Source organism: Micromonospora sp. NPDC048898, from assembly GCF_043198035.1.
Classification (GTDB): Bacteria; Actinomycetota; Actinomycetes; order Mycobacteriales; family Micromonosporaceae; genus Micromonospora.
In genome coordinates, this window is sequence record NZ_JBICUF010000019.1 from 49,696 (window position 1) to 76,052 (window position 26,357).

The following is a 26,357-nucleotide window of genomic DNA, read 5'->3' on the forward strand; positions in this document are numbered from 1 at the left end:
GTGGACTCACCGGGCACCGGCCAGGGTGGCCTCGACACCGTGTCGTCCCAACGCGGTCAGCCAGGCGGTCACCTCGGCGCGGACCTCGTCGTCGGCGGCCACCTCCGCCGGGATGACCTCGCGCAGGGCGAAGACGGCGTCCACCGCGCCCGCCGGGGTCTGCGCGCCGGCGTCCAGGGCGGCCCGGATCGGCCCGGCGAGGGGGTCCTGCAACGGCAGCGCTCGGCCGTCGTCGGCGTACCCCAGCGCGAAGCGCAACCAGGACGCCACGACCAGCGCGCCCCAGCGCGCGGACCGGCCGGACGCGCGCAGGTCGACGATGGTGTGCAGGATCCGCTGCGGCAGCTTCTGCGAGCCGTCCAACGCCACCTGCAGGGTGCGGTGGTGGATCGCCGGGTTGCCGAAGCGGGCGAGGACCTGCTCGCCGTAGTCGACCACCCGGACCCCGTCCGGCGGGGTGAAGCTGGCCGCGACGTCCTCGGCGATCAGCCGGCGCAGCACGTCGGCCAGGTGCGGGATCTCCAGTGCCTCGGCGATCGTCTCCCGACCGGCCAGGGCGCCGAGGTACGCCACGGCCGAGTGCACGCCGTTGAGAGCACGCAGCTTCAACCGCTCCCACGGGCCGGCGTCACCGGTCAGCACCGCACCGGCGTGCTCCCAGCCGGGCCGTCCGCCGGGGAAGTCGTCCTCGATCACCCACTGCGCGTACGGCTCGGCGGCCACCGCGGCCAGATCGGTCACGCCGAGCGCCAGGCGGGCCGCCTCGATCGTCTCCGGGGTGCTGGCCGGCACGATCCGGTCGACCATGGTGCCCGGGCAGGTGACGTTGCCGGCCACCCACTCGACGAGCCCGGCGGGCACCCGAGCGGCCCGGCCGACCGCCTGGTCGAGCATGCCGCGCAGTCGTCGACCGTTGGCCGGCAGATTGTCGCAGCTCACCAGGGCCACCGGCCCGGCGTCCGCGGCGGCCCGCGCGGCCAGCCCCCGCAGCAGCAACCCGGGCACGGTGGTCGGCGGCCGGCCGCCGGCCAGGTCGGCCGCGAGCGCCGAGTCCGGGGACAGCCGGCCGGTCACCGGGTCGAGCTGGTAGGCCTTCTCGGTGACGGTCAACGTCACCACCCGCACCGCCGGGTCGGCGAGCAGCGCCACCACGGCGTCCGGGTCGCGGGGGGCGTGCCGTACGTCGCTCAACGCGCCCACCACCCGGGTCTCGCTGGCGGTGGCGGAGAGGGTGCTGACACTGAACAGGTTGTCCTGGGCGGCGAGCGCCTCGACCACGGCGGTGCTGCGCGGTGCGACGGCCACGATGCCCCAGTCGCCGCCGGCCGCGCCGACCGCCGCCTCGGTGTAGACGGCCTGGTGCGCCCGGTGGAACGCGCCCAGCCCCAGATGGACGATGCCGGCCGGCACGGTGCCCGGCCGGACCAGCGGGCGGGCCTCGGCGGGCAGTCGGCGCAGCACGCCCAGGCCGAGTCGGGACGCGCCGAGTGTCACCGCCATGCCGGACCGTCCGGGAAGCGGAACTCGGCGATCGACGCCGGTTTCATGGTGGCGCTGTAACCGGGCCGCTCGGGCAGCAGGTAGCGGCCACCGCGGGTGCGGACCGGGTCGACGAAGTGCTCGTGCAGGTGGTCGACGTACTCGATCATCCGCCCCTCCAGGCCGGTGCCCACCCGCAGGTAGTCGAAGATAGCCAGGTGCTGGACGTACTCGCAGAGGCCGACGCCACCGGCGTGCGGGCAGACCGGCACCCCGAACTTCGCCGCCAGCAGCAGCTCGGCGAGGACCTCGTTGACGCCGCCGACCCGACACGCGTCGATCTGCATCACGCCGATCGCCTCGGCCTGCAACAACTGCTTGAAGATCACCCGGTTGGCGGCCACCTCGCCGGTGGCCACCCGGCACCGCCCGCCGGTCAGCTCGTCGACCGCCCGGGCGATCCGGGCGTGGCCCAGGATGTCGTCGGCGTGGGTCGGCTCCTCGATCCAGTACGGATCCACCTCGGCAAGCGTGGCCATCGCCGTGATCGCCTCGTCCACGTCCCAGACCTGGTTGGCGTCCATCATCAACAGCGCGTCCGGGCCGATCTCCCCCCGGATGATCCGGGCCCGCCGCAGGTCGTCGGCGAGCGGGCCGCCGACCTTCATCTTCATCGCCCGCCAACCGTCGTCGTACGCCTGCCGGGTCAGCGCGCGCACCTTGTCGTCCGGATAACCGAGCCAGCCGACCGAGGTGGTGTACGAAGCGAAACCGTCCCGTTCGAGCGTCGCCAGCCGGTCGGCCAGGCCGTCGCGCCCCTTGTCCAGGATGGTGGCCGCCTCGTCCGGGGTGAGTGCGTCGCTGATGTGCGTGAAGTCGACGCTGGCCACGAGCTCGTCGGTGGGCAGCTCGGCGAGGAACCGCCACATCGGCCTGCCGGCCAGGGTGGCCCGCAGGTCCCAGACCGCGTTGACGAGCGCGCCGGTCGCCATGTGGATGACGCCCTTCTCGGGGCCCAGCCACCGCAGCTGCGCGTCGGCGCTGAGTGCGCGGCAGAACGCCACCGGCTCGGCGGCGATCTCCTCGATCGTGCGTCCCCGCACGTGGTGGGCCAGGGCGCGGACCGCGGCGCAGGTGATCTCGTTGCCGCGACCGTTGGTGAAGGTGAACCCCGCGCCGGTCGTCCCGGCGTCGGTGCCCAACTCCACGTACGTCGCCGAGTAGTCGCCGCGGTTGATCGCGTCGGAGCCGTCGCCCCGGGCGGCGGTCGGGAACCGCACGTCGTGCACCTCGACGGAGGTGATGGTGATGCTCACGTGTCAATGCCTCCGAAGTTGAAGACCCGTTTGGGCAGTCGGTACGCCAGGTCCACGATGGTCTCGGCGGCCTCGTCCATCGGCAGTCGGTGCTCGGCCACCAACCGGGCCAGGAACCCGGCGTCCACCCGACGGGCGACGTCGTGGCGGACCGGGATGGAGCAGAACGCCCGGGTGTCGTCGACGAACCCGGTGGTGTTGTAGAAACCGGCGCTCTCGGTGACCGTCTCCCGGAAGCGGCGCAGCACCTCGGGGGAGTCCAGGAACCACCAGGGCGCGCCGAGCAGCACCGCGGCGTACCCGCCCGCGAGGGGCGCCAGCTCGCGGGTGAAGGTGTCCTCGTCCAGGGTGTAGAGCACCAGCCGCAGCCGGGGGTCGTTGCCGTAGCGCTCCAACAGTGGGGCGAGCGCGTGTACGTACTCGGTGGCCTGCGGGATGTCGCCGCCGACGTCACGGCCGTGCCGGGCGTGCAGCCACCGGTTGTGGTTGCGGACCGCGCCGGGGTGCAGCTGCATGACCAGGCCGTCGTCGAGCGACATCCGGGCGAACTCCACGAGCATGTGCGCCCGGAACGCCTCCGCGTCGGCGGCGTCGGCCGCGCCGCGCCGGCCCCGGTCGTACAGTCGCTCGGCCTCGGCCGGGGTCAGGTCCAGCGTGCGCGCGGTGGGGTGGCCGTGGTCGGAGGATGTCGCGCCGGCGGCGATGAACGCGGCCCGCCGGGCCCGCAGCGCGGCCAGGTAGCCGGCGTACGTGCCGGTGTCCTCGCCGGTCCGCTCGCCGAGCCGGTCCACATTGCTCGCCCAGCCGTCGTACTCCATGTCCACCACGTCGTCCGGGCGGAACGTGGTCACCACCCGCCCGCCCGGCCCGCCCCAGCCGTCGGCGGCGAGCTTGGCGTGCTGGCTCAGGTCGTCAAGTGGCGACTCGGTGGTGGCGAGCACCTCGATGCCGAACCGCTCGAACAGCGCCCGGGGCCGGAAGTCCGGCTCGGCGAGCCGGGCCGCGATCTCGTCGTAGAGGGTGTCGGCGGTGGCCGGGCCGAGCGGCGTGTGCACCCCGAACACGGTGCGGAAGGTCTGCTCCAGCCAGAGGCGCGACGGGGTGCCCCGGAACAGGTGCCAGTGCGCGGCGAAGCGTCGCCAGATCACCCGGCCGTCGGTCTCCACCGGGCTGCCGTCGCGGGTGGGCACACCCAGCTGCGCCGGGGGGACGCCCTGGCTGAGCAGCATCCGGGTCAGGTAGTGGTCCGGCACGATGAGCAGCCGCGCCGGGTCCGGGAAGGGGCGGTCCTCGGCCAGCAGGGCCGGATCGACGTGCCCGTGCGGCGAGATGATGGGTTGCTCCGCGGCGAGGGCGTACAGCTCCCGGGCCAGGGCGCGCTGGCCCGGTTCGGAGGGCAGGAGCAGGTCGGTGTGGTCGGACGTCGGCACGGGGATGGGCTCCTCGTCTCCTGGTCAGCGGGGGGTGAGCAGGTCGGCGACCCGGACCGGTTGGCCGGTCTCGAAGGACCGGTTGGCCGCCAGGCCGGTGAGCAGGGCCAATGCGCCGTCGTCGGCGGTCGCGGCGCGGTCCAGCGGGTCGGGGTGACCCCCGAGGAGCACCCCGGTCATCCGGGCGTCCGCGCCACCGTGGCCGTGCCGGGTGCGGCCCTCGACGGGGATCTGCCGGGGCGGTGCCCAGAACGGACGCAGGGTGAGTGTCGCGCCACCGCCCTCGGCCGGCGCCTCGGTGCCGTGCAGGGCGGCACCCTTGACCGCGCCGGCGGTGCCCCGGTCGACGAAGTCGTTCTCGGTCACCTCCAGCTCCAGCCGGCCGCGACTACCGTTGACCATCACCCGGTAGCCCTCCCAGGGAGCGTAGGCGGTGAGGTGGTACGTCATCGTGGCACCTGTGGAGTAGCGGGCGAGCACCGCCATGTCGTCCTCGATGGTGACTCCGGGGGCGAACACGTTGCGGTCGCGCTGGTAGCCGTCCTCGGCCTCGGCGTCGAGGTACAGCTCCCGCAGCCGGGGGTGGGCGTCCAGCCGCAGCGCGAACGGGTCGTCGACGGCGTCGGGGGAGCCGTGCGCCCGGTCGTAGTCGCGGGCGTAGCCGTGCCGGCGGCCACCGTCACCGTAGAAGAAGAGTCGACCGGCCGCGTACACCTGCACCGGGGTGGCGGCCAACCACCAGTTGACCAGGTCGAAGTGGTGACTGGCCTTGTGCACCATCAGCCCGCCCGAGGTGGCCTTGTCGCGGTGCCAGCGGCGGAAGTAGTCCGCACCGTGGCGCACGTCGAGCAGCCACTCGAAGTGCACCGAGCCGATCTCGCCGACCGCGCCGTCGGCGAGCAGCCGGCGGACCTGCTCGTGCAGCGGGTTGTAGCGGTAGTTGAACGCCACAGTCACCCGACCGCCGGTCTCGGTGACGGCGTCCAGGATGCGCCGGCAGCGCGGTGCGTCGACGGTCATCGGCTTCTCGGTGATCACCTCCCGGCCGGCGTGCAGCGCGGCCACCACGTACTCGTCGTGGGTGACGTCCACACTGGTGACCAGGACGACGTCGACGCGCTCGGAGTCCAGCATGGCCGCGAAGTCGCCGGCCGGGTAGGTCGGCACCGGGCGGTGGCCCAGCTCGGCCAGCCAGCGGTTGTGCGCGTCCATCCGGGCCTGGTTGACGTCGGCGAAGGCGACCAGTTCGGTGGTGTCGGCGTGGTCGAGCACCAGCGCCCGCACGAACATCTCCGCCCGCGCGCCGGTGCCCACGATGGCGTACCGGACCCGCCCGTCGGCTCTCGGTGACATGCGCTCGCCTTCCCCGGTGATTCTGCAAAGGTTTGCAGTGAAGTAATCACGATCAATATGATCGCGTCAACGAGGGCGCTGCGATCGGCGGTAAATATCCGCGTTTGTGGGGCGGGACGTCACGGAGTGAAACACGGGCGTAGCACGTCCGCAGACATTGACCGTTGACACTGGCGCAACCGTTTGCATTAATGGGCCACACCCGCGTCACCGCCACCACACCGGACGAAGGGCCCGCCGTGCCAGTCACCATCCGGGACGTCGCCCGGGCGTCCGGTGTGCACATCTCCACCGTGTCCCGCACCTTCTCCGCTCCGCACCTGGTCAACCCGGACACCCGGGTCCGGGTGTTGGCGTGCGCGGAGGATCTGGGCTACCGGCCGAACCGGGCCGCCCGCGCACTGATCACCGGGCGTACGCACAACATCGGGCTGATCATCGCCGACATCGCGAACCCGTTCTTCCCACCGCTGATCAAGGCGGCGGAGAGTCAGGCCCGCCGCCGCGACTACCACGTCTTCGTGGCCGACACCAACGAGGACCCGGCCACCGAGGAGGAGTTGGTCCACGCGTTGGCCAAGCAGGTGGACGGTGTGTTGCTGTGCAGCCCGCGGATGAGCAACAGCCTGATCGAGCAACTCAGCCGTGAGGTGCCACTGGTGGTGGTGAACCGTCAGGTGACCGGCCTGCCCTGCGTGCTGATGGACGTCGGGCAGGGCGCCCGCGCGGCGGTCGAGCACCTGGTCGGCCTGGGTCACCGCCGCATCGCGCTGCTCGGTGGCCCGCGCAGCTCGTGGACCAACCGGGAGATGCGCCGGGCCGCCGGCACGGCCGCCCGGGCCGGCGGCGCGGAGCTGACCGTGCTCGGCCCCAACGCGCCCACCGTGACCGGCGGTTCCGCCATCGCCGAGCAGGTGCGACGCAGTGGTGTGTCGGCCGTGCTCGCCTACAACGACCTGATGGCGATCGGCCTCATCGAAGGGCTGGACGCGCTCGGGGTCCGGGTGCCGCGGGAGGTGAGCGTCGTCGGGGTCGACGACAGCACCCTGAGCCGGCTCACCCGCCCCAAACTGACGACGGTGGCCACCCCCACCGCGACCGCCGGCCGGACGGCCGTCGACATGCTGCTGCAACAGGACATCGAGTCACCGCGCGGCGCGCGGGGGCCCGGTGCCGGCACGACGCTCGACGTCCGTCGTACCACCGCACAGGTAATGCTCCAGACCGACCTGGTCATCCGCGACTCGACCGGCCCGGGCCCGCACGCCCGACCGGCCCGTCCCCTGGCCGCGCCGCTCGGCCCGGACCCGCGTCGCCCCGCGGGCCCGAACAATCCCGAGCACGGCCACCGGTGACACCGTCGCCTCCTACCGCCGAGGAGTGAGCGCACATGCACCCCACCACTGACGCGCCCGTCGGGCGCAACGACCGTCCCCCGCTGTCTCGGCGGCGTCTGCTGCGCGGCCTGCTCGCCATGACGGTCGCCGCGCCGCTGCTGGCCGGGGCCGCCGCCTGCGGCGACGACGACGGCGGTGCCGCCGACCCGAACGCCCCGGTCAAGCTCTCCGTTTTCTGGTGGGGCGGCGACGCCCGGGCCAAGCTGACCGAGGACGCCCTGGCGCTCTACACCAAGAAGCACCCGAACGTGACATTCGAGACGACCTGGCAGGCCAACCAGGGCTACTTCGACAAGCTGGCCACGCTCACGGCGGGCGGCAACCCACCGGACCTGTTCCAGATCGACGACAACTACCTGGCCGAGTACGCGGCCCGCAACACCACGCTCGACCTGACCTCCTACCAGAAGTCCGGAAAGCTGGACACCTCCAAGTTCCCGGAGAGTCTCTGGCAGTACGGCGTGGTCGACGGCAAGCTCGCCGGGCTGGCCGCCGGGGAGAACACCCAGGGCCTGGTCTACAACAAGACGCTGCTGGCCAAGCACAACCTGCCCGAGCCGACCACCGGGATGACCTGGGAGCAGCACATCGCCTGGGCCGAGCAGGTCACCGCCACGACGAAGGTGCCCGGCACGCAGGACCCGAGCGCCGACTACAAGGCGTTCTGGGTGTGGCTCCGGCAGCAGGGCAAGGATCTCTACAAGGGTAAGGAGCTGGGGTTCACCGCCGAGGACGTGACCACGTGGTTCGACCTGTGGAAGGGCGCCCGGGACCGTAGGGCCACGCCGACCGCCGACGTCATCCACGAGGGCAACTCCAGCGACGTCACCAAGCAGTTGGTGGTCACCGGCAAGTCGGCGACCTCCTGGGTGTGGGCCAACCAGATGCCGGACCTGAAGAAGAACACCAAGGACGAGTTGGGCGTCATCGCGTACCCCGGTGATCCGAGCGCGCAGTGGGCGCGGGCCTCGATGTACTGGTCGGTGTTCCGGGGCAGCAAGAACCGGGACGTCGCGGTCGACGTGATCAACTTCCTGTACAACGACCAGGAGGCGGTCACGCTGCTGGGCACCGACCGGGGCCTGCCGTCCAACCTGGACCTGCGCCGGCTGGTCAGCGAGGGCACCACCGACCCGGCCATGAAACAGTCGATCGCCGTCGAGACCGAGCTGACCCAGAAGTTCGGCCCGTCGCCACAGGTGCCCATCAAGGGACACAGCAAGGTCAAGTCCGAGCTGATCAAGGCCGCCGAGAACGCGCAGTACGGCCGAACGAGCACCGCCGAGGCCGCCGCCCAGTTCCTCGAGGCGAGCAAGTCCGCCATCGCCTGAGCGCCCACCAGCCGAGGAGAGGAGCCGTTCGTGGCGTTGACCACGGCGCCCGACCCGACCCGACGCGACCCCGGAGCCACCCGAGCCCGCGGCCGAGGGCCCGGCCGCGTCCGGCACGGCGAGGGTCGGGCGGGGTACGTCTTCCTGTCGCCGTGGCTCATCGGCCTGCTGGGTGTCACGGCGATCCCCATGCTGCTGTCGCTCTACCTGAGCTTCACCAACTACGACATCCTCACCCCGTTCGCCGAGGTGCAGTGGGTGGGGCTGGCCAACTACGAACGGATGTTCACCGCCGACCCGTCGTACTGGCACGCGGTGCGGGTGACAGTGACCTTCGCGTTGATCGCCGTACCGCTGAAGCTGGCCGCGGCGCTCGGCGTGGCGCTGCTGCTCAACCGCGCCTGGCGCGGCGTCGGGCTGTTTCGTGGGCTGTTCTACCTGCCGTCGCTGCTCGGCGGCAGCGTCGCGCTGGCCATCGTCTGGGTCAGCATGTTCAACCGCGAGGGCGCGTTCAACTCGCTGCTGAGCCTCGTCGGCATCGAGGGCAAGCCGTGGGTCAACGACCCGGACTGGGCCCTGGAGACGCTCATGGTGCTGGCCATCTGGCAGTTCGGCGCACCGATGGTGATCTTCCTGGCCGGGCTCAAGCAGGTGCCCACCGAGCTGTACGAGGCCGCGTCGGTCGACGGCGCCGGCCGGCTCCGGCAGTTTCGCAACGTCACCCTGCCGATGCTCTCCCCGGTCATCTTCTTCAACCTGGTGCTGGAGACGATCAACGGGTTTCAGGGCTTCACCGCGGCGTTCGTGCTCAGCAACGGCACCGGCGGCCCGGTCGACTCCACGCTGATGTACACGCTCAACCTCTACATCACCGGCTTCACCGACCTCGAGATGGGTTACGCCTCGGCGATGGCCTGGGTGTTCCTGCTCGCCATCGCGGTCATCACCGCGATCTTCTTCAGCACCGGGCGGTTCTGGGTGCACTACTCCGACGGGGAGGACCGGTGACGGTGACCCAGGCGCCGGTCGCCCCGCGACGCCCGACCGGTCGGCCGGTGCTGCGACTGCTGATCCTGGTGGCGATCCTCGCCGTGGTGCTCTACCCGCTGATCTGGATGGTGGGCACCTCGGTCAAGTCCCCGGAGGAGATCGTCAACAACGTCGGGCTGCTGCCGGAGCGGTTCACCCCGGGCAACTACACCGCCGGGTGGTCCAACTTCGACGTGAGCTTCGGCCGGTTCTTCCTCAACAGCGCGATGGTCAGCCTGCTCACCGTCGTCGGCAACGGGCTCTCCTGCCTGCTGGCCGCGTACGCCTTCGCCCGGCTGCGGTTCCGGCTGCGCGGGGTGTGGTTCGCCGTCATGATCGGTACGCTGCTGCTGCCGCAACACGTGCTGATCGTGCCGCAGTACATCCTGTTCCGCACGCTGGGCCTGGTCGGCGGCGAATGGCCGTACCTGCCGCTGCTCATCCCGCAGTTCCTGGCCACCGAGGCGTTCTTCGTCTTCCTGATGGTGCAGTTCATGCGCGGCATTCCCCGCGAGTTGGACGAGGCGGCCCGGATCGACGGCGCCGGCCCGTACGGCATCTTCCGGCACATCATCCTGCCGCTGAGCCGCCCGGCGCTGGTCACCACCGCGATCTTCTCGTTCATCTGGACCTGGAACGACTTCTTCCGTCAACTGGTCTTCCTGTCCGAACTCGGGGACTACACCGTGCCTGTCGCGTTGACCCTGTTCATCGACTCGACAAGCCAGAGCGCGGTCGGGCCGATGTTCGCCATGTCGGTGCTGTCGCTGCTGCCGGTCTTCCTGTTCTTCGTCGCCTTCCAACGGATGCTCGTCGAGGGGATCAACACCGGTGGCATCAAGGGCTGAACCGGCAAACACCGGCGGCCGGCGGGACTGGCGCGATGTCCTGCGCGACGCCGCCGACCTGGCGTTGCTCGGCATCCTGCTGACCCTCGCCGCGGCACCGCTGCTCACGGTGGCGCCGGCGGCCGGCACGGCCAGCGCGGCGGTGCACGACTGGACCCGTACCGGAAGCTGGCCGTCGGCACGTGTCACCCTGCGCCGGTTCGGCCGCTCGGCGCTGCCGGGCGTGCCGGTGAGCCTGCTGGCGCTCGCCGTGGCCGGGCTGCTCGCCGCCGACCTGGCGGCGTTGGCCACCGGCCGGGTACCGGGCGGCCCGCCGGCGCTTGTGGTGACCGCGCTGGTCACGGCCGGCCTGACCGGGTACGCCGGGCTGGTCGTCGTCGAGGTAGGCCGCAACGGGGGCGGGCGGTGGCGGGCGGCGGCCGGGTCCGCCGCCCGTGCCTGCCTCGACGCGCCCACCCGCTGGGCCGCGCTCGCCGGGGTGACCGCGCTGGCCGGGCTGCTCGCCGTGCTGGTCACCCCGGTCGCGGTGCCGATCCTCGCCGGCTACACCGTGGTCGCCCTGCACGCCGTCGCCGGCCGTCGGCCGGTCTCCGCCGGTGTCGTCGCCCGCCGGCCGGTCCCTGCCGGTGTCGTCGGCCGTCGGCCGGGCCCTACCGGTGTCGTTGGCCGCCGGCCGGTCCCCGCCGGCGGCGCTGACCGCCGGCCGGCAGCCGCCGACCCGGAGTCGCCGTGAGCGCCGAGCGGGAGCCGGTACGGCTGGTGGTCGGGGCGACGGAGGTGGCCCGGTACGTGGTCGACCCGGAGCTGGACGCGCGGCACGGTCCGCGACCGTACCTGCATCCGGTCCGCACCCTGGGTGGCACGGTGGTCACCGACGCGCTGCCCGCCGACCACGTGTGGCACCTCGGCGCCTCCCTCGCCGTGCAGGACGTCAACGGCAGCAACCTCTGGGGCGGGCGCACCTACGTCCGCGACGTCGGCTACACCTGGCGCGACGACCACGGGCGGATCGCGCACACCGGCTGGGCGCGGCGGTCCGCCGACCGGCTGGCGCACCTACTGGAGTGGCGCGACCCGCGCGGGGCGGTGCTGCTCACCGAGGAGCGTCGGCTCAGCGCCGTCCCGTCGGGCGGGGACGTGTCGGCCTGGCGGCTGGACGTGGACTACACGCTGCGGGCCCCGGACGGGCAGGACGTACGGCTGGGCAGCCCGGCCACCAATGGGCGCCCCGACGGCGCCGGCTACGGCGGGTTCTTCTGGCGGGCGGTCTCGACCGGGCCCGCGTCGGTGTTCAGCGCCTCGGCGACGGGGGAGGAGGCGGTGAACGGTTCCGCCGAGACCTGGATCGCGCTGGTCGGGACCGGGCCGGACGGGCGGGCGTACACCCTGGTCTTCAGTGGTCTCGGCGACGGCGACAGGTGGTTCACGCGGACCGCGATGTATCCGGGCGTCGGGGTGGCGTTCGCGTTCGAGCGGCCGGTGACCATCGCGGCCGGTACGACGCGGCGGGGCCGGCACGCCGTGGTCGTCGCCGACGGTGCCCTGGACCGCGCCACCGCCGCCGCTCTGGCCGCGGGATCGGGGCCGCCGCGCGGGCGTCTGGCGACGTGACCGGGGCGCGGGGTTCGCTTTCTCGGCATCCCCGCCCCGACGGGTCCGCGGCCACCTATCCTCGGGAGGATCCCCAACCGTGGGCGGGTGCCGTCCGCACGACGGCGTGCAGGAGGCCGAGATGAGTGGGACGGATCGACCCGAGGGCATCAGCCCGACAGCGGTGCAGGGGGCACCGGGACTGTGGCGCGTCGATCTCCAGAAACACGATCTCAGCATTCCCGGGCGGGAGGTCATCCAGAGTCGGGTGGAGTTCACCCCCGACTCGCCGCCGTTCAAGCACTTCCATCCCGGCGAAGAGATCATCTGCGTTCTGCAGGGCACCCTGGAATACACGCTGGAGGGCCAGCCGCCGATCGTGTGCAATGTCGGTGACACGCTGACCGTCCCCTACGGCGTCCACCACCAGGCCCGCAACGTAGGCGACGGCATAGCGGTAGAGCTGGCCACCTACGTGGTAGAAAAGGACAAACCCCTCCTAACCAAGGTGGACTAACCCGCCCTCCACCCCCGCCCCCATGATCACCGGGGCGGTGGGTGGGTGGCCGGCAGGGCGGCTGTCACCCGGATGGCCTTCACGATCGCCGGGATCGACCCGATCAACAGCACCAGCCCCCAGATGATCGCGATCACCGCGAAGACCAGCGCCGCCACGTCGTCGACGATGCTGACCAGGATCACCGGCACCAGGTGGTGCAGGAACTCCAGGACGACTGTGCACAGCAGGGTGGTGAGGATCAGCAGGACGAGGCCCTTGTTCTGCAGGAAGCGCGGCTGGGCCAGCACCAGCAGCCCGGCCCACACCAGCTTGAGCAGCAGCACCAGCCCGAGCAGCACCGCCGCCTCGCCGACCGGGAAGAAACCCCACAGCGCCAGGTACGCGATCGTGCCGAACGGGACGGCCAGGAACAGCGACACCATGATCATCAGCTCCACGAACGCGATGACGAGCGCGACCAGCCCGACGATGATCAGGATGATCGAGAAGATCAGGCTGGCGACGCCCTGCACCCGGCCCTGGACCCGCTCGGGCAGCAGCATTCCCAGGCAGAACAGCCCGGTGCTCCAGACCGCCACCGCGTCGATCAACGCCAGGTAGCCGGTGCCCCGGCCGGACGGTTCGCTGACCCCGGACACCTCGTCGAGGTCCACGTCCAGCGCGCCGGCACTGTCGGCCAGCGCCGCGCCGGCGTCGGCACCGCCCAGCAACAGCCCGGCACCCAACTCGACGCCGAGCGCCAGGACGATGGCGAGCATCGCCAGCAACAAGAACGGCTTACGCAGGTCACCCATGTCGGCACCTTCCCTCGGCTCAGGACGTGGCCACGACGACCGTGCAACCACCGAGGCCGGGACAGGTCAGGCCCACCTCGGTGGCCTGGTCGACGGCGACCTTCGCCACCGCCCCGGTGCCGTCGGACGCCGGCTCGACCTCGTCGCGGATGGTGAGCTCGGCGTCGCCGGGCGCCGGCGCGACGACCGTGAACCGCGCCGCGCTGCGCAGCACCAGGGTGCGCAGACCACCCGGGTCGGCGACCCGCACCACGCAACTGCCGGAGAACGTCAACCGGCCGTTCCCGTCGGCGCAGTCGGCGTCGACGGTGGCCGGGTCCACCGCCGCGCGCTCGCCGGCCAGCGCACCGAGCCGGTCGACCAACCCGTGTCGGGCACCCGGATCACCCCGGTCGTCGCGGCCCGCGCCCACCGCCACCACGAACAGCGCCACCAGCAGCACGGCGAGCAGCCCCAGCAGCGTCTTCTGCCGACCACTCATCGCGCCACGGCCTGCGCCACGACCTCGGTGAACCGGATCGTGTCCACCCCGGCGAAGTAGGAGTTCGTGCCCTGTGTCTTGCCCACCACCAGCAGCGTGACCTGGTGCGGCCCCTTGGCCAGCCGGACCGTTCCGACGTCCAGGAAGTCCGTCTTCTGCACCTTCGGGGTGAAGCCGAGGAACGTGCCGCCAACCTGGTTGCCGTCGATGGTGAAGACGGTGTTGGCGTAGTCGGGGGCCGTGGTCCGTGCCGTGGCGAACCGCCAGGTGCCGTCGGCCGGGATCTGCACCGTCACGGTCACCCGGTCGCCGATGGCCAGCCCCGTGAAGAACAGTTGCTTGTCGTCGGACCAGGTCACCCCGCAACAGTTGGCCTGCGCACCCACGGCCGCCTTGCTGTTCTGCGGCGACTTGACCACCACCGCGCCGTCCACCAGGCTCTCCGCCTCGACGGTGACCACCCGCGGCTCGCCGGGGGTCGGCTCGCCGTCGCGGGTCAGCAACACCACAGCCACGGCCACCACCACCAGCACCAACGCCGCCGCGGCGGCGATCCACAACCAGGGGGTACGCCGTGGCGGCGCGACCGCCCGCACCTCGTACGTGACCCGGCCGCTGGACCGGGAGCTCTCCTCCGGCGCGGTGTTCGCCGAGTACGCGAACCCGGTCATGTCGTAACGCCGCGGCGGCGTGCCCGCCGGCACGGCGAGCGTGACCAGGAACGACACCGAGCCCTGGCCGGGCACCACCCGCTGCGGCTCGGCGACGGTGAACCACGCCCGCTGGGAGCCGTCACCGGGCGCCACGTCGAACACCACCGTGTCCGGCGCGGTGCCCGGGTTGGAGACGGTGAAGGTCAGCTCGCCGCCGTTGCGCGGGTCGAGGGTGAACTGCTCGGCGGCGGCGACGACCGCCCATTCGGTGGTCATGACGACTCCTCTTCCAGGACGATCTCGACGGTGGTGGAGGCGGGTTTCTCCGCCTCGACGATGCGGGTGAGCACGGCGAGTTGGCCGGCGGCGGCAGCCGGGACCCGCACCACGACGTGGAAGGGCCGCTCGGCCGGCTCGTCGATCGCGAAGCCCGGCACCCCGGTGGCCAGCTCCAGGGCCCGCCGCATGCCGTACGGGGTGCCGCGCCACCGGGCCAGCAGCGCGGCGTTGGCCACCAGGTCACGCAGCCGGCCCACCGGCAGCGGCAGGGGTGCGTCCGGCCGGGGCGAGGCCACCACGTGGTCCATCGCCACCCAGCGGGTCAACCGCACGACCAGCCCGTCCGGCGCCCGGTACGGGTCGAACAGGGCATCCACCTCGGCGAGGATCGCCTCGTCCGGGGCGTGCAGCCCCTCCATCACGTCCAGCAGTGCCCAGAGCACGCTGCCGGGCACGCAGGCCCGCTGGTAGGCGGCGGGCAGCAGCCGTTCAATCGCCGAACGTCGCATCCTGGCGCACCACCTCTATGTCGTGCTCGCCGGAGCAGAGCAGCCAGGTGTCCGGAACGGTCACCACGTCGGCGGTGGCCTGGTTGGCGCTGGGCACCCAGTCCACGGCGGTGGCGCTGCGGTGCACACCGCGTTCGCCGCCGGCCAGGATCAGCCGCTCCGCCGCGCCGGAGCCGCCGGCCGTGCCCCCGCCAGCCGTGCCCGCCGCGCTGGTGCCGCCGGTCGTGCCAGTCGTGCCGGCCGCACCGCCCGCGCCGCCGGCGGTCGGGCCGCTCACCGCGACGGCGTCGACCGGCACGAACCGGGTCCGGTCCCGCAGCGGCAACCCGCAGTTGACCGACACCGCTTGCCACTGCGGCTGCGCGCCCAGGGTGTCCAACCGCAGCACCCCGCCGCTCTGCGTCGCCGCCACCGCGAGCTGACCGGCGAACGCCAGGTCGCGGCAGGTGCCGCCGACCCAGCCGGTCTGCACCGGCTGCCACTTGACGTCGGACTCGAACAACCGGGTGCGGTGGCAACCCTGCCCGGGCTTCTTCGGGTCCGGCTCGCCGGCACCGCTCCACAGCAGCGTCGCCGGGCCGTCGTACTGCACCGCGAGCACCCGGTTGTCCACGTTGGCCAGACCGACGTGCGCGAAGCTGCCCGGCCGGCCGCCGGCGGTCGACAGGTACACCCCGAAGCTGGCCTGCGCGGCCACCGCCACCCCGGGCGCACCCCGCTCGGAGACGAACGCGCGCACCGCGTAGAACCCCCGGTCGGCGTCGGACGGGTCGACCAGGATCTGCAACGGCACCGCCCCGGGCAGCAGTGACACCTCGAACAGGCCGGTGTCGGTGGCCACCAGCAGCGCGCCCGCGCCGTCGCGGTCCAGCCAGGCCACGTCGGAGATCCGCGCGTCCAGGTCGGTGAGCAGCGACCAGGTCTCGCCCAGGTCGGTGCTCAGGTGCACCCGGGAGCCGCCGGACGACCGCAGCGTCACCACGGCCACCGAACCGGGACGCGCGACGATGCCCGGGCGCACCGGGGCGGGCGCGGGCGCCACCCGCAGCACCGTCTCGTCGTCGAACCGGCCGGCCGGCTCCCACCCCGCACCGCCGTTGCTGGAGCGGAACAGCACCGGGCCGCGCCCGGCGTACCAGGTACGCGGCTGGTACTGGTCGACGGCGAGGGCACGTACCTCGGCGTCGGGGGCCTCGTCGACCACGAACCGCACCGACTCGACGTAGCGCACCCCCGGCTCGGCCTGCTCCAGCAGCCGGTACACGTTGGACGCCCGCAGTGGCTCCCCGAACGGCCAGCCGGTCGGGTTCAGCGCGGTCGGCAGCGGGCTCAACGTCTGGTGCAGCCGGTCGTGGATCCGGCGGCGCACCGCGTCCGCGTCCTCCTCCCGGCGGACCACCACCCGGGCCCGCACCGACACCGCCTTGAACCGGGCCCAGGTGGCCCGGGACCGGATGCCGACCATCCGGCGTTCCTCCAGGTCCGCCTCCACCCGGCGCCGCGCCTCGGGCACCTCGTGCTCGCGCAGCACCGCCACCGGCAGTCGGCCACCGGGGCGGGCCGCCGACGGCACGTACGGCACCAGCACCACCTCGACCTCACCGGGCCGGGCGAAGCTGTACACCGCCGCGCGGGTGAACGCCCGAGCCCGCGCCACCGCGCCGGAACTGGTGGCGAGGACCTCGAAGTCGCGGGCGGTGACCGCCCGTTGCTGGGCGAAGAACTCGTACGGGCCGCGCAGCAGCACCGACTCCAACGCCTCCATCTCCCGGCCGCCGGCCGCCGGCGTGGGGTTGTCGACGCGTACCCCGGGCAGTGGGTCGCGCAGGCTGGTCAGCGTGCCCGCCGCCACGTTGCCGGTGGGCCCACCGCCGGCGCGGTACCAGAGCCGGACCTGCCGCCCGGCCGGCGGCACCGCCGCCACGGTCACCGGGACGGGCGGCGGTGCCGGCGCCGTGTCGCCGGGCGTTGCCGGCGGTCGCAGGTCCAGGGCCGGGGCGAAGGTGACGGTGCCCGAGCAGCGGTCCACCAGGTACGCCTTGGCCTGCGGGCCGAGCCCGGCGAAGCTGTCCACCGGTCGCCAGATCTCGAACGTGCGGCCGTCGTGCTCGCGGGCGGCCGCGCCCAACTCGACGGTCCCGGGTGGCACCTCCACGCCGAGGATCAGGTCCAACGCCTCGGCGGTGTGCGTCAGCGGGGCGTGGGCGGCGCGCAGCACCTGGCCCGGTTGGCCGGTGCCCACGCCGAGCAGTTCCGCGTCGACAGGTTCGCAGTGGTGCATCCGTACCGTCACCGACGCCTCGTCGGCGGGCAACAGGGCCGGCTCGGTGGTGACGAACACGACCGGCCGGGGGTCCGCGCCGCGCGCCGCCGCGACCCGCAGCCCGGCCGGGATCCGGACCGCGGCGCGGTCGGTGCCGCCGCGGGTGAACCGGACGTCCGCCCAGGCCGCGGTGGGTGCGTGCCGGGCGACCCCGAGCAGGTTCAGAAACGAGACGTACGCCTTGTCCGGCAACTGGTTCAGCCGGTAGATCATCACCTCGGTCAGGTGCGCGAACGCCTCCACCAGGGCCATCCCGGGGTCGTGCGCCGACAGGTCGGTCCACGCCGGGCAGGACTGCCGGATCCGTTCCCGGGCCTCGGTGACGAGGTCGAGGAACCCGCGATCGTCCAGGTGCGGCACGGGCAGCGTCATGAGGGTCCTCCCTGCGCGGGTTCGTCGGCCGGGAGCAGGTCCACGGAGAACACCAGTTGCCCGGGGGTCAGGCTGGCGCGCACCCGGTAGTCCAACCGGATCACCAGCCGCCACGCGTCGTCCGGGTCCGGCCCGGCGTCGGTGTCGATCACCTCGACCCGCGGCTCCCACCGGGCGATGGCCTGCCGGACGTAGTGGATGGCCAGCCCGGCCGTGGTGTCGTCGTTGGGCGCGAAGACGAGCCGGTGCAGCCGGGAGCCGTACCCCGGTCGCATCAGCCGCTCGCCCGGCGTCGTCGACAGGAGCAGGAACAGCGCCTGCCGTACGCTCTCGTCGCCCTCGGTCATCGCCAGGCCGCCGGCCGCGGTGAGCGCCGGGCCGCCGCCCCGGCCGGCGTCGAAGCCGGCGCCGACGAACCGGAAGGCCCTCACCGGTCGGCCCCCACGAGGCGCTGGCGCGGGTCGCGCACGACGTGGTGGACCGCGTTGGGCGGGGTGCCGTTGGTGAACCCCTCCAGGTTGTCGAGCACCACCCGGTGCCCGTCGACCCGCAGCCAGTCGCTGTAGCCGACGCGGAGGCTCTCCGTCCTCGTGCACGGCTTGACGGTCGGGCCGTAGTTCGGGCAGGCGACGATCGCGCGTCCCGCCGGGTCGTCGTCCACCAGCACGGGCACACCGGTGACGGTCACCCACTGCTGCGAGGGTCGGTTCTCGACCCGGCCGTCGTGATCGCAGGTGATCACGGAGTCACGGTGGATCCAGCGCATCAGCCGCCTCCTTCGTGGTGGGCGCGGGCCAGCGAACTGGCCTGCCGCGCCGCGGTCGTCGGGTCCTCGGTCGAGTCGGCCCGCAGGAAGTCCACGCTGCGGGCGCGGACCACCATGGCCCGGCCGGGTGCGGAGATCACCAGGTCGGACGCCGCGTGCAGGGTGGCCAGGTCCGGGGTCAGTTCCAGGAAGCTGCCACCCTCGGTGGCCAGCCGCAGACTGCGCCGCACGTCGTCGACGACTATCGACTGCCCGCCAGCGGTGCGCAGCGTCCAGCGGCGGGCCTTTCCGTCGTCGACGCCCGTGTCGTACGGCTCGACGGTGCCGAACAGCGAACCGAGCACGATGCCCGAGGCCGGCTCGCCACCGGGCAGCACCACCAGCACGGTGTCGTCCGGATCCGGCAACGCCACCAGCCCCTTGCCCCGCCCGGCACCGGGGCAGAGCACGGCGAGCCAGCCGGCGTCCAGGTCGCCGTACGCCGGCAGGGTCAGCCGGACCCGGCCCAACCCGTCCGGGTCGGCGACGTCGGTGACGGTGCCGAGGGTGACCACCGCCGCGCCGGGCGGGGCCGCCGGGGTGGCCGGCGGCACCGTGGAGAACCGCGTCAGGTGCCCGTTGCCGTCCACGGTGTGCACCACCTCGGTCAGCACGTACGCCCCGGCGACCGGCTCGGGCACCCCGCCCAGGTCGATCCGTCGGCCCGGCCGCAGTGCCGGATCACCCTCGGCCACCCCCTCGGCCGTGACCAGGGTGGCGGCCCGGGTGTCCAGCCGCGCCTGGGCCAGCGCCGCCAACTCGTCGTCACTGCGACCCGGCTGGTCCACGGCGGTGCGGACCCCGTCGGCGCCGACGTCGGCCGGGTCCGGTCGGTCGAACGCCGGCCGGCCACAGCGCGCCTCGTCGACCTGCTGGCTGATCACCTCGGCCCGCTGCGGGTGCCAACCCAACGCCGCGCTGGCACCGCTGGCCTGGTCGGCGTTCGTGGACAGGCGCAGGGTGTGCACCCCCACACCGAGGGTCAGCGCGACCGGCTCCCCGTAGCCCGCGAGGGTGACCAGCCGGACCCCCTCGCCGTCGGCGGCCAGGTGCAGCCCGGCCCGGCCGGCCACCTCACGCAGCAGTTCCAGATCGCTGTGCCGGTGCTGCGACAGCCGCTCCAACCGTGGCCCGTCGACCTCCGCGCTCACCTCCAGCCCCACCGCACCGCACAGCTCCCGGGCCAGCTCCACGGCGGTCACCGAGGTGAAGACCCGCAACCCCTGCCGCTTGCGCAACCGGTGCAGCCGGTCGTACGCCCGCAGCCGCAGCACCGCCGCCCCGTCACCGGCGTACTCCACCTCCACGGCGGTGACCTCCCCGCCGAACAGGGCGTCGGCATGATCGGCCAGCCGTACGTCGAGGGTCGTCCCGAGGCGCACCGCCGGGTCGAACGCACCGACACCGGCGGCGGTGGCGAGCACCAACTCCGCCTGCGTGGGCTGGTCGAGCCGCGCCGCCACCCGCAGCGAGCGCACGCGCGGACGAACCGCGCCGCTCAGCTCGACGCCGTCGAGCAGGACGACCAACGCCGGGGGCGCGACGCTCGTCACGGCGTACCCCCGGGGTGGGGATCGGTGGGGGAGGGGCCGGTCGGGCCCCAGGCGGCGGGCGCGGTGGCGATCGAGGCTCCGACGAACGCAGCGCCGGCACCCACCCCGCCGGCCAGCGCCCGCGCGACTCCGGTCACCGCGCCCACCACCGATCCGCCGCCACTCGGCGCACCGGGTGGTGGCACGGCCAGGGTGGTGCCGGCCGGCACGGCGAGGGGGTCGGTGATCCGGTTGTGTTCGGCCAGCAGCCGCCAGCGCAGCGGCGAACCGAGCGCGTCGTTGGCCAGCAGGTCGAAACGCACACCGGAACGACCCGGCTCGGCCGCACCGTCACCGGCCGCGATCACCGCGCTGCCCGGCGCGACGGTCGGGGTGTTCGCGGCGGCCAACTCCTCGGCGAAGCCGGCCTCGGCCTGGTCGGCGGTCTCGGCGACGCGAACCAACTTCAGCCGCAGCCAGGAACGCCGGGGCGAGCCGGTGCCGGTGAACGCGTCGAACCGCTCCGCCACCGCGACGATCACACCTGGCACGTTCCAGGTCTTTCCCCACACCAACCGGACCAGCGGCGGGCGCAGCCACCCATGCTCGGCCGTCGAGTTCTCCGCGAGCATCCACAGCGGACGGGTGAGGACCCGCACGTCGACCGGCCGAACCTGCGTCTGGACGAAGTCGACGTCGAAGAGCAGGTCGAGCACCAGCTCGGTCCGGCCGCCGCCGGTGAAGACCAGCGGATCGTCGGCCAGCCCGGCCCCGGAGAGCTGCCCGCCGGCGACACCCCGATGGCGTACGCCGGCGAGCCGGGTCACCTGCACCGTCTCCGGATTCAGCAGGCAGTCGACCCGTTCGCCGGAGGAGTCGATGAGGAAGGCGACACGTTCCATCAGCCGCCCGCCTGTTCCCGATCCAGCCGGGTCAGCTGGGTGGTGTCCCACGCCGCACCGGCAACCGACCACAGTGTGGTGTCGTCGGGCAGTGCCGGCCACGGGTCGAACGCCGTCGCGTCGGCCGTGCTCTCCGGCCCTCGTCCGCCACCCGGATTCCGGTACGCCGAGCCGATCCAGGCCACACCCGCGTCCCGCACGGCCGGACCGTTGCGGGGCCCGGCGTGCCGTCCGCCCCGCTCGCCAACCTGCTGCCCCGACCGCGCCCGCTCGTCCGGCAGCTCCGGCCAAGGCCCGCGGCCGTTCCCCGTCCCGTTGCCGTCCGCCGTCCCACCGCCAGCTGGTCCGTTGCCGTTCGCCGTTTCGCCGCCTGCTGGTCCGTTGTCGTTCGCCGTTCCACCGCCAGCTGGTCCGTTGCCGGCCGCTGTCCCGCTGCCGGCCGCTGTCCCGCTGCCGCCAGCCGTGCTGCTGCCGCCAGCCGTCCAGCTGCTAGGTGTTGTCCCGCCGCTGGCCGCCGCCGCATCGCCGGCTGGTCGCCCGTCCCGAGCTGCCGTCCGGCTCGGCCACGCCCCGCCGAGGCCGGCGGGGTCAGTTGTGGACCTTGGAAGGAAAGTGCCCCTGGAGGGGCCGAAATCTTCCAAGATCTCGGCAGGGAGGGTGTTGCGGGGAACGTTGGCCGGGACGGTTGGCGCTCCGAATCGGGACTGCTCCCTCATGTCGGTGGCCGCGGTGTCGTACCGCGCCGATCCTGTCGCCGCGACCCGTCGGGATGACGCGCGCAGACGACGCCAACCGTCCAACAGCCGGCCCGGCCACCGCCGCCCGGCGTCCGCCGCGAGGAGCGTCACCGCGACCTCGGAGGCGTCGCTGCCGCCCCGTGGGCTGGCGCCGCCCATCCCCGGGCCGCCGGACCGGTCGGCCGCCCCCGACGCGTGCGTCGACCTTCCGGGTGCACCCGTCCAGCGCGACCCGCCCGACCGTCCAACCTCGCTCAGCGACTCCGGTCCGTCGACGCCGTACGCAGCGCCCACCGTGCCGCCGCCACCCATCGCGCCGTACGCCGCGCCTGCGGTGTCTCGTTCACCCATCGTGCCGTAGCCCGCGCCCATCGTGCCGCCGTCACCCATCGCGCCGTATGCCGCGCCCATCGTGCCGCCGTCACTCACCGCGCCGTATGCCGCGCCCGTCGTGCCGTTGTCACCCACCGTGCCCGGACTGGCGGACGCCGGGCGGCCACGCCCGGAGGAGTGCAGGGCCGCGTCGGGGCCGCTCATGCTGGTCGTGCGGCCGGTCCCACTACCCGTGCCGGTGGAACGACGGCCTACCGCGCCCGGGGCGGTACGGCCCACCGTGCCGGTGGAACGACGGCCCACCCAGTCGGCAGGGAACCCGGCACCCTCCCCGGCGGGCCGAGGCGGTTGGGTCACCGCGGTCCACCGGTCCGGCCCGTCCCGATCGATCCGATCGCCGAACCCGGACCCGGACCCGGACCCGGACCCAGACCCAGACCCAGAGCCGGAGCCGGAGCCGGACCCAGACCCAGAGCCGGAGCCGGACCCAGATCCGGGGCCGGACGCGGACCCAGATCCGGAGCCGCTGGCGTGGTCATCGCGCCCCGCCGCCGGTGCGGCAGCGGGGTGATCGAGGTCCAGGTCGTGCAGCAGACCGGGCGCGTGGGCGGCGACCAGGTCCAGCCAGTGCTGCGGGGGTTCCCCGAAGCGGCGCGGTGTCGCCCCGGGAGTCTCCGACGGCGGCTGCGGCGCACGGTGTCCGGCGGGTGACCGGTGCTCGGCGGGCTCGACCTGCCCGGCGAGGCGCTGGGCCGCCCCGGCCGCCGCGCGTAGCCGGCCGGCCAGCCAGTTACGCGGGTGTCGGCGCGGTGGCACCGCCGGTCTCCAACTCCAGACCCTCGTAGCGCAGGGTCAACGCGGCGATGGCGATCTCGTGGCTGAGGGTGTTGAGGTGCGCGCCGCGCCACCGGGTGGGCCAGGCGTCGATCAGGTTCCACCGCAGCACCTCGGCGGTGCCGACCGAGTCCAGCAGCACCACGGAGACGTTGCGGCGGTTGATGGTGCCCTGCGCGGTGGCGTTCACCCAGTCCCACAACTCGCGGGAGGCGGTGAGGCCGAAGTGCAGCGTCACCGGCTCGTACTCGGCCTGGCCGGGCACCATCCGCATCCGGCCCAGGCCGTGCTCCCGGTACGGCTGGCCGGGGATGTTCACCTCCAGCCCGGTCATCTCGGTGAAGTGGCCGTTGGTGACACCGTTGATGAGCAGCCGGAAGTTGTACCGCCGGTACGGGTCGGCCGGGGCGCCGGGCTGCGGGGTGGCTGTGGTGGGCATGTCAGCCTCCGATCGTCTCGGTCTCGGTGCCGCCGGCCCACTGGCTCAGCTTGAACACCACGAACTCGGCGGGCTTGACGACGGCGATGCCGATGTGGGCGATCACCATGCCCGCGTCGCGGACGTCGACCGGGTTGGTCTCCTCGTCGCACTTGACGAAGAACGCCTCCTCCGGGCTGCGCCCGAGCAGTGCGCCGTCGCGCCACACCCGGGTGAGGAACGCCCCGATGTCGCGCCGGATCGAGCGCCAGAGGGTGAAGTCGTTGGGTTCGAAGACCATCCACCGGGTGCCGTTGGCGATGGCCTGTTCGATGGCGATGCTGAGGCGCCGGACGTTGAGGTAGCGCCATTCGCTGGCCTCGGCGGCGAGCGTACGGGCGCCCCAGACGCGGATGCCCTCGCCGGCGAAGTAGCGGATCACGTTGACGCCCTTGGGGTTGAGTACGTCGTGCTCCGGCCGGGTGACCAGGTAGGCCAGGTCGACGGCGCCCCGCACGGGCTCGTTGGCCGGTGCCTTGTGCACGCCGCGCAGGGCGTCCGTGCGGGCCCAGATGCCGGCCAGGTGCCCGCTGGGCGGGGTCAGTTCCAACTCGCCGCTGATCGGGTCACGGACCCGCAGCCAGGGGTAGTAGAACGCGCCGAACTCGGACTGCCGGGGTCGGTACGCGGCACCCTCGTGCCCACCGGAGCCGCCCGGCTGCGCCGAGCCGCCGCCGGCACCGCCCGACCCGCCGCCCGAGCCGGCCGAGCCGCTGCCGGCACCGCCCGAGCCGCCGCCGGCACCGGCCGAGCCGCCGCCCGTACCCTCGGCGGGTTTGGGGGGTTTGCCGGAGGACGGGGTGGCGACCCGGGTCAACGCGGAGATGTCGTCGATGTCCGGTGCCGGGTCGCAGATGGCGACCATGGTGCGGGTGCGCTCGGCCATGCTCAGCAGCGCCTCGTGCGACACCACGTCGTGGAAACCGGGCGCGGCGATGATGGAGATCTCGTCGATGGCCTCCAGCAGTTGCAGGCCACCGCGGCGCTGCCCGGTGCCGGTGATCGCGCCGCCCTCGCCGACGTTGACCACCCAGCAGCGGGCGCCCCCGTTGTCCAGGAAACCGAAGACCGCCCGCGCCAGCGGCGTGCTCTCCACCCGTTCCCCGGCGGCGAAGAGTCGCAGGAACTCCGTCCAGTTGTTGACCGGCACCGCCCTGCCCAGGTGGGCGTCGCGGTCCGGGGCGAGGCCGACGAAGGCGGCGATGCTGGTGCTCGCCGGGCCGATCGGTCGGGCGCCGCTCGGGACCTCCTCGACATAGATGCCGGGGGAGAAGTAGCTGGGCATCGGTCCTCCTGTGCGGGTGGGCGTCAGTGGGTCGGTGGCGCGCAGACGATGACGATGTCGTCCTCGTCCGCGTCGACGTCGGCGGTGAGGACGAGCCCGCGTCCGGTCAGCCGCAACCGGACCGGGCTCGGGCGCTCGGGGTCGTGCGGGACGCCGACGATCCGGAACCGGCCCTGCGGGTCGGTGCGGGTGGCGGATCCGGTGCCGGGCAGTTCGACCCGCATCGCGGCCAGTGGTTGGTCCTCGGGACCGACCACCCGGCCGGCGAGGGTCCGCACCTCGAGTTGCCGCAGCCGCAGCGGTCGCAGCACCGGTGGCGCGGCCGGGGTCGGGTGGTCCACCTGCGCGGCCACGTCGATCAGCAGCGCCGGTCGGGGTGCCGTGCCGAACGCCGTCCAGAGTGGTGGGTCACCCGCCTCCAGGACGACCGCGTAGGTGCCGTCGGTGGTCGCGGTGGTGAGCACCCGGTCCAGCCGGGGCAACCCGCCCGGCCCGGTCACGCAGAGCAGGAAACGGACCTCGAACCGGTACGGCTCGCGGACCGCGCCGCTGGAGCGGGTTTGCCGGGCCGGGCGCAGCTCCAACGGCCAGAGGGTCAACCCGTCGGCGTCGTCGAACGGGCGGGGCGGGCCGATCGGGACGGGTTGCCCCGCCGCGCCGGCCAGCCAGGCGGCCAGCTCGGCGGTGGCCGTCTCGATCGGCCCGCGCCCGCCGGTGCTCATCGCGGCGGCGTCCCCTGGATCCGGTACGCGATGGCCTCGTTCCACACGTGCGGGTAGACGCCGATCTCGAAGTACCTGGTGAACCGGTTGATCGGGGCGTTGGTGTGGTCGTGGTAGAGCAGCCACACCGGGGCGATGGTGAACAGGACGTAGTTCGCCAGCACCAGCGGGATGTAGAGCGGGCCGAGCAGGCGACCCTGGAAGATGTGGACGTCCTCGTGCCGTTGGATGCCCGAGCTGGAGCCGGCGCAGACGGTGCCGATGGTGGTGGCGTAGCGGGGCGAGACCCCCTGCACCACGCTGACCCGGCCGCTGCCGGCCGAGGTGGGCCGGTCCAGCGAGTGCCCGAAGACCAGGTGCACGGTCAGGTAGATGGCGCCGACGACGGTGTTGAGCAGACTCCAGGTGTGGTCGACGACGAAGAGGAAGATGCCGCGGGCGTCCGGGGCGTACACCCCGGCGGAGGCCACCGCCCAGCCGAAGACCGCGCCGACCAGCAGGCCCACGACGGTGCCGACCACGAGCCCGATCGGGCCGCCGGCGAGGAAGCCGAACAGGGCGCCGAGGATGACCTGGACCGTCGCGCTGAGAACTCCGAAGACCATGACGTCACCCCCCTCAGACCCAGGAACGGAAAACTCGGGGCTCGCGACCGCTCGCGACCTGGGTGGGCGTCGCCTGCCGGTTGCCGGGCGGGAACTGGTTGACGCCGAGCGCGGCGGAGAAGATGACGAGCGCGTTGAAGAACGCGATCACCCACTTCTCACCGCCGGCCTCGTCGGCGAACGCCGCGGTCAGGTAGGACAGCAGCAGCGCGATGGCGATGGCGATCCACTTGCGGAGCTTGTCGCCGCTCGGGCCGATCAGCCCGCCGATGACGTTGGTGGCCAGCAGGGTGGCGGCGCTCGCGCCGGCGATGGTGCCCAGGGCGGCCCAGGTGAAGAGATCGTTCATGGCGATCCCCCTTTTCTGCGATGGTGCGACCGGGATGTGGTGGAGGTGCGGTGCTCCCTCGGGGGAGCACC

The 26,357-nt window shown here is 73.1% G+C and carries 26 protein-coding genes; 7 read left to right on the plus strand and 19 right to left on the minus strand.

Going from position 1 to position 26,357, the window contains the following annotated elements:
• Positions 1–6: 6 nt before the first annotated feature.
• From ACGFIQ_RS31860 to ACGFIQ_RS31875, 4 genes are read right to left on the minus strand one after another with little or no spacing between them, the layout of a single operon-like run.
• Positions 7–1,500 (minus strand): mannitol dehydrogenase family protein, encoded by a 1,494-nt coding sequence (locus tag ACGFIQ_RS31860; RefSeq protein ID WP_393249295.1) that lies wholly within the window; start codon positions 1,498–1,500, stop codon positions 7–9.
• Positions 1,491–2,795 carry an enolase C-terminal domain-like protein gene (locus tag ACGFIQ_RS31865; RefSeq protein ID WP_393249297.1) on the minus strand — a complete coding sequence of 435 codons (1,305 nt, stop codon included), beginning with the start codon at positions 2,793–2,795 and terminating at the stop codon, positions 1,491–1,493. The genes ACGFIQ_RS31860 and ACGFIQ_RS31865 overlap by 10 nt, the downstream gene beginning before the upstream one ends.
• Positions 2,792–4,225 carry a glucuronate isomerase gene (gene uxaC / locus ACGFIQ_RS31870; RefSeq protein ID WP_393249299.1) on the minus strand — a complete coding sequence of 478 codons (1,434 nt, stop codon included), beginning with the start codon at positions 4,223–4,225 and terminating at the stop codon, positions 2,792–2,794. The genes ACGFIQ_RS31865 and uxaC overlap by 4 nt, the downstream gene beginning before the upstream one ends.
• Before the next feature lie 24 nt (positions 4,226–4,249).
• Positions 4,250–5,578, minus strand: coding sequence for a Gfo/Idh/MocA family protein (locus ACGFIQ_RS31875; RefSeq protein WP_393249301.1), 1,329 nt, complete (start codon positions 5,576–5,578; stop codon positions 4,250–4,252).
• A gap of 239 nt (positions 5,579–5,817) precedes the next feature.
• Between ACGFIQ_RS31875 and ACGFIQ_RS31880 the strand changes: the two genes are divergently transcribed.
• From ACGFIQ_RS31880 to ACGFIQ_RS31910, 7 genes are all read left to right on the plus strand, one after another.
• A complete protein-coding gene (locus tag ACGFIQ_RS31880) occupies positions 5,818–6,933 on the plus strand; it encodes a LacI family DNA-binding transcriptional regulator (protein ID WP_393249425.1) in 1,116 nt (371 codons plus the stop codon).
• A gap of 35 nt (positions 6,934–6,968) precedes the next feature.
• Positions 6,969–8,306, plus strand: a complete 1,338-nt coding sequence (locus ACGFIQ_RS31885) for an ABC transporter substrate-binding protein (RefSeq protein WP_393249303.1) — start codon at positions 6,969–6,971, stop codon at positions 8,304–8,306.
• A 30-nt stretch (positions 8,307–8,336) separates the two neighbouring features.
• Positions 8,337–9,314: a carbohydrate ABC transporter permease gene (locus ACGFIQ_RS31890; RefSeq protein WP_393249305.1), complete on the plus strand. Its 978-nt coding sequence runs from the start codon at positions 8,337–8,339 to the stop codon at positions 9,312–9,314.
• Positions 9,315–9,316: 2 nt separating this feature from the next.
• Positions 9,317–10,183, plus strand: coding sequence for a carbohydrate ABC transporter permease (locus ACGFIQ_RS31895; protein ID WP_393249427.1), 867 nt, complete (start codon positions 9,317–9,319; stop codon positions 10,181–10,183).
• Positions 10,167–10,916, plus strand: a complete 750-nt coding sequence (locus ACGFIQ_RS31900; protein ID WP_393249307.1) for a hypothetical protein — start codon at positions 10,167–10,169, stop codon at positions 10,914–10,916. Before ACGFIQ_RS31895 ends, ACGFIQ_RS31900 begins: the two co-directional genes overlap by 17 nt.
• Positions 10,913–11,794 carry a PmoA family protein gene (locus tag ACGFIQ_RS31905; RefSeq protein WP_393249308.1) on the plus strand — a complete coding sequence of 294 codons (882 nt, stop codon included), beginning with the start codon at positions 10,913–10,915 and terminating at the stop codon, positions 11,792–11,794. Before ACGFIQ_RS31900 ends, ACGFIQ_RS31905 begins: the two co-directional genes overlap by 4 nt.
• 106 nt (positions 11,795–11,900) lie before the next feature.
• The gene (locus tag ACGFIQ_RS31910) at positions 11,901–12,290 is read left to right on the plus strand and encodes a cupin domain-containing protein (protein WP_393249310.1); all 390 of its coding nucleotides are present in this window, start codon (positions 11,901–11,903) and stop codon (positions 12,288–12,290) included.
• A 26-nt stretch (positions 12,291–12,316) separates the two neighbouring features.
• Here the strand turns inward: ACGFIQ_RS31910 and ACGFIQ_RS31915 are convergent, their stop codons facing one another.
• From ACGFIQ_RS31915 to ACGFIQ_RS31985, 15 genes are all read right to left on the minus strand, one after another.
• Entirely contained in the window at positions 12,317–13,087 is a 771-nt protein-coding gene (locus tag ACGFIQ_RS31915; RefSeq protein WP_393249312.1) for a hypothetical protein, read from the minus strand.
• Between the two features lie 19 nt (positions 13,088–13,106).
• On the minus strand, positions 13,107–13,568 hold the full coding sequence (locus ACGFIQ_RS31920; protein ID WP_393249314.1) for a hypothetical protein: 462 nt from the start codon (positions 13,566–13,568) through the stop codon (positions 13,107–13,109).
• Positions 13,565–14,497, minus strand: coding sequence for a hypothetical protein (locus ACGFIQ_RS31925; RefSeq protein ID WP_393249316.1), 933 nt, complete (start codon positions 14,495–14,497; stop codon positions 13,565–13,567). Before ACGFIQ_RS31925 ends, ACGFIQ_RS31920 begins: the two co-directional genes overlap by 4 nt.
• Positions 14,494–15,009 carry a phage tail protein gene (locus ACGFIQ_RS31930; RefSeq protein ID WP_393249318.1) on the minus strand — a complete coding sequence of 172 codons (516 nt, stop codon included), beginning with the start codon at positions 15,007–15,009 and terminating at the stop codon, positions 14,494–14,496. The genes ACGFIQ_RS31925 and ACGFIQ_RS31930 overlap by 4 nt, the downstream gene beginning before the upstream one ends.
• The gene (locus tag ACGFIQ_RS31935) at positions 14,990–17,704 is read right to left on the minus strand and encodes a putative baseplate assembly protein (protein WP_393249320.1); all 2,715 of its coding nucleotides are present in this window, start codon (positions 17,702–17,704) and stop codon (positions 14,990–14,992) included. The genes ACGFIQ_RS31930 and ACGFIQ_RS31935 overlap by 20 nt, the downstream gene beginning before the upstream one ends.
• Positions 17,701–18,135, minus strand: a complete 435-nt coding sequence (locus ACGFIQ_RS31940) for a GPW/gp25 family protein (protein ID WP_393249322.1) — start codon at positions 18,133–18,135, stop codon at positions 17,701–17,703. The genes ACGFIQ_RS31935 and ACGFIQ_RS31940 overlap by 4 nt, the downstream gene beginning before the upstream one ends.
• The gene (locus ACGFIQ_RS31945) at positions 18,132–18,470 is read right to left on the minus strand and encodes a hypothetical protein (protein ID WP_393249324.1); all 339 of its coding nucleotides are present in this window, start codon (positions 18,468–18,470) and stop codon (positions 18,132–18,134) included. Before ACGFIQ_RS31945 ends, ACGFIQ_RS31940 begins: the two co-directional genes overlap by 4 nt.
• The gene (locus ACGFIQ_RS31950; RefSeq protein WP_393249326.1) at positions 18,470–20,062 is read right to left on the minus strand and encodes a phage baseplate assembly protein V; all 1,593 of its coding nucleotides are present in this window, start codon (positions 20,060–20,062) and stop codon (positions 18,470–18,472) included. Before ACGFIQ_RS31950 ends, ACGFIQ_RS31945 begins: the two co-directional genes overlap by 1 nt.
• A complete protein-coding gene (locus ACGFIQ_RS31955; RefSeq protein WP_393249328.1) occupies positions 20,059–20,943 on the minus strand; it encodes a hypothetical protein in 885 nt (294 codons plus the stop codon). Before ACGFIQ_RS31955 ends, ACGFIQ_RS31950 begins: the two co-directional genes overlap by 4 nt.
• Positions 20,943–22,217, minus strand: a complete 1,275-nt coding sequence (locus ACGFIQ_RS31960) for a hypothetical protein (RefSeq protein WP_393249330.1) — start codon at positions 22,215–22,217, stop codon at positions 20,943–20,945. Before ACGFIQ_RS31960 ends, ACGFIQ_RS31955 begins: the two co-directional genes overlap by 1 nt.
• A 586-nt stretch (positions 22,218–22,803) precedes the next feature.
• On the minus strand, positions 22,804–23,286 hold the full coding sequence (locus ACGFIQ_RS31965; RefSeq protein WP_393249332.1) for a phage tail protein: 483 nt from the start codon (positions 23,284–23,286) through the stop codon (positions 22,804–22,806).
• Between the two features lies 1 nt (position 23,287).
• Positions 23,288–24,610 (minus strand): phage tail sheath family protein, encoded by a 1,323-nt coding sequence (locus ACGFIQ_RS31970; RefSeq protein WP_393249334.1) that lies wholly within the window; start codon positions 24,608–24,610, stop codon positions 23,288–23,290.
• Positions 24,611–24,633: 23 nt separating this feature from the next.
• A complete protein-coding gene (locus ACGFIQ_RS31975; RefSeq protein WP_393249335.1) occupies positions 24,634–25,332 on the minus strand; it encodes a carboxypeptidase-like regulatory domain-containing protein in 699 nt (232 codons plus the stop codon).
• The gene (locus ACGFIQ_RS31980) at positions 25,329–25,937 is read right to left on the minus strand and encodes a glycine zipper family protein (protein WP_393249337.1); all 609 of its coding nucleotides are present in this window, start codon (positions 25,935–25,937) and stop codon (positions 25,329–25,331) included. The genes ACGFIQ_RS31975 and ACGFIQ_RS31980 overlap by 4 nt, the downstream gene beginning before the upstream one ends.
• A gap of 13 nt (positions 25,938–25,950) precedes the next feature.
• Complete coding sequence (locus ACGFIQ_RS31985; RefSeq protein ID WP_357063193.1) at positions 25,951–26,286, minus strand: hypothetical protein; 336 nt, start codon at positions 26,284–26,286, stop codon at positions 25,951–25,953.
• Positions 26,287–26,357 lie beyond the last annotated feature (71 nt).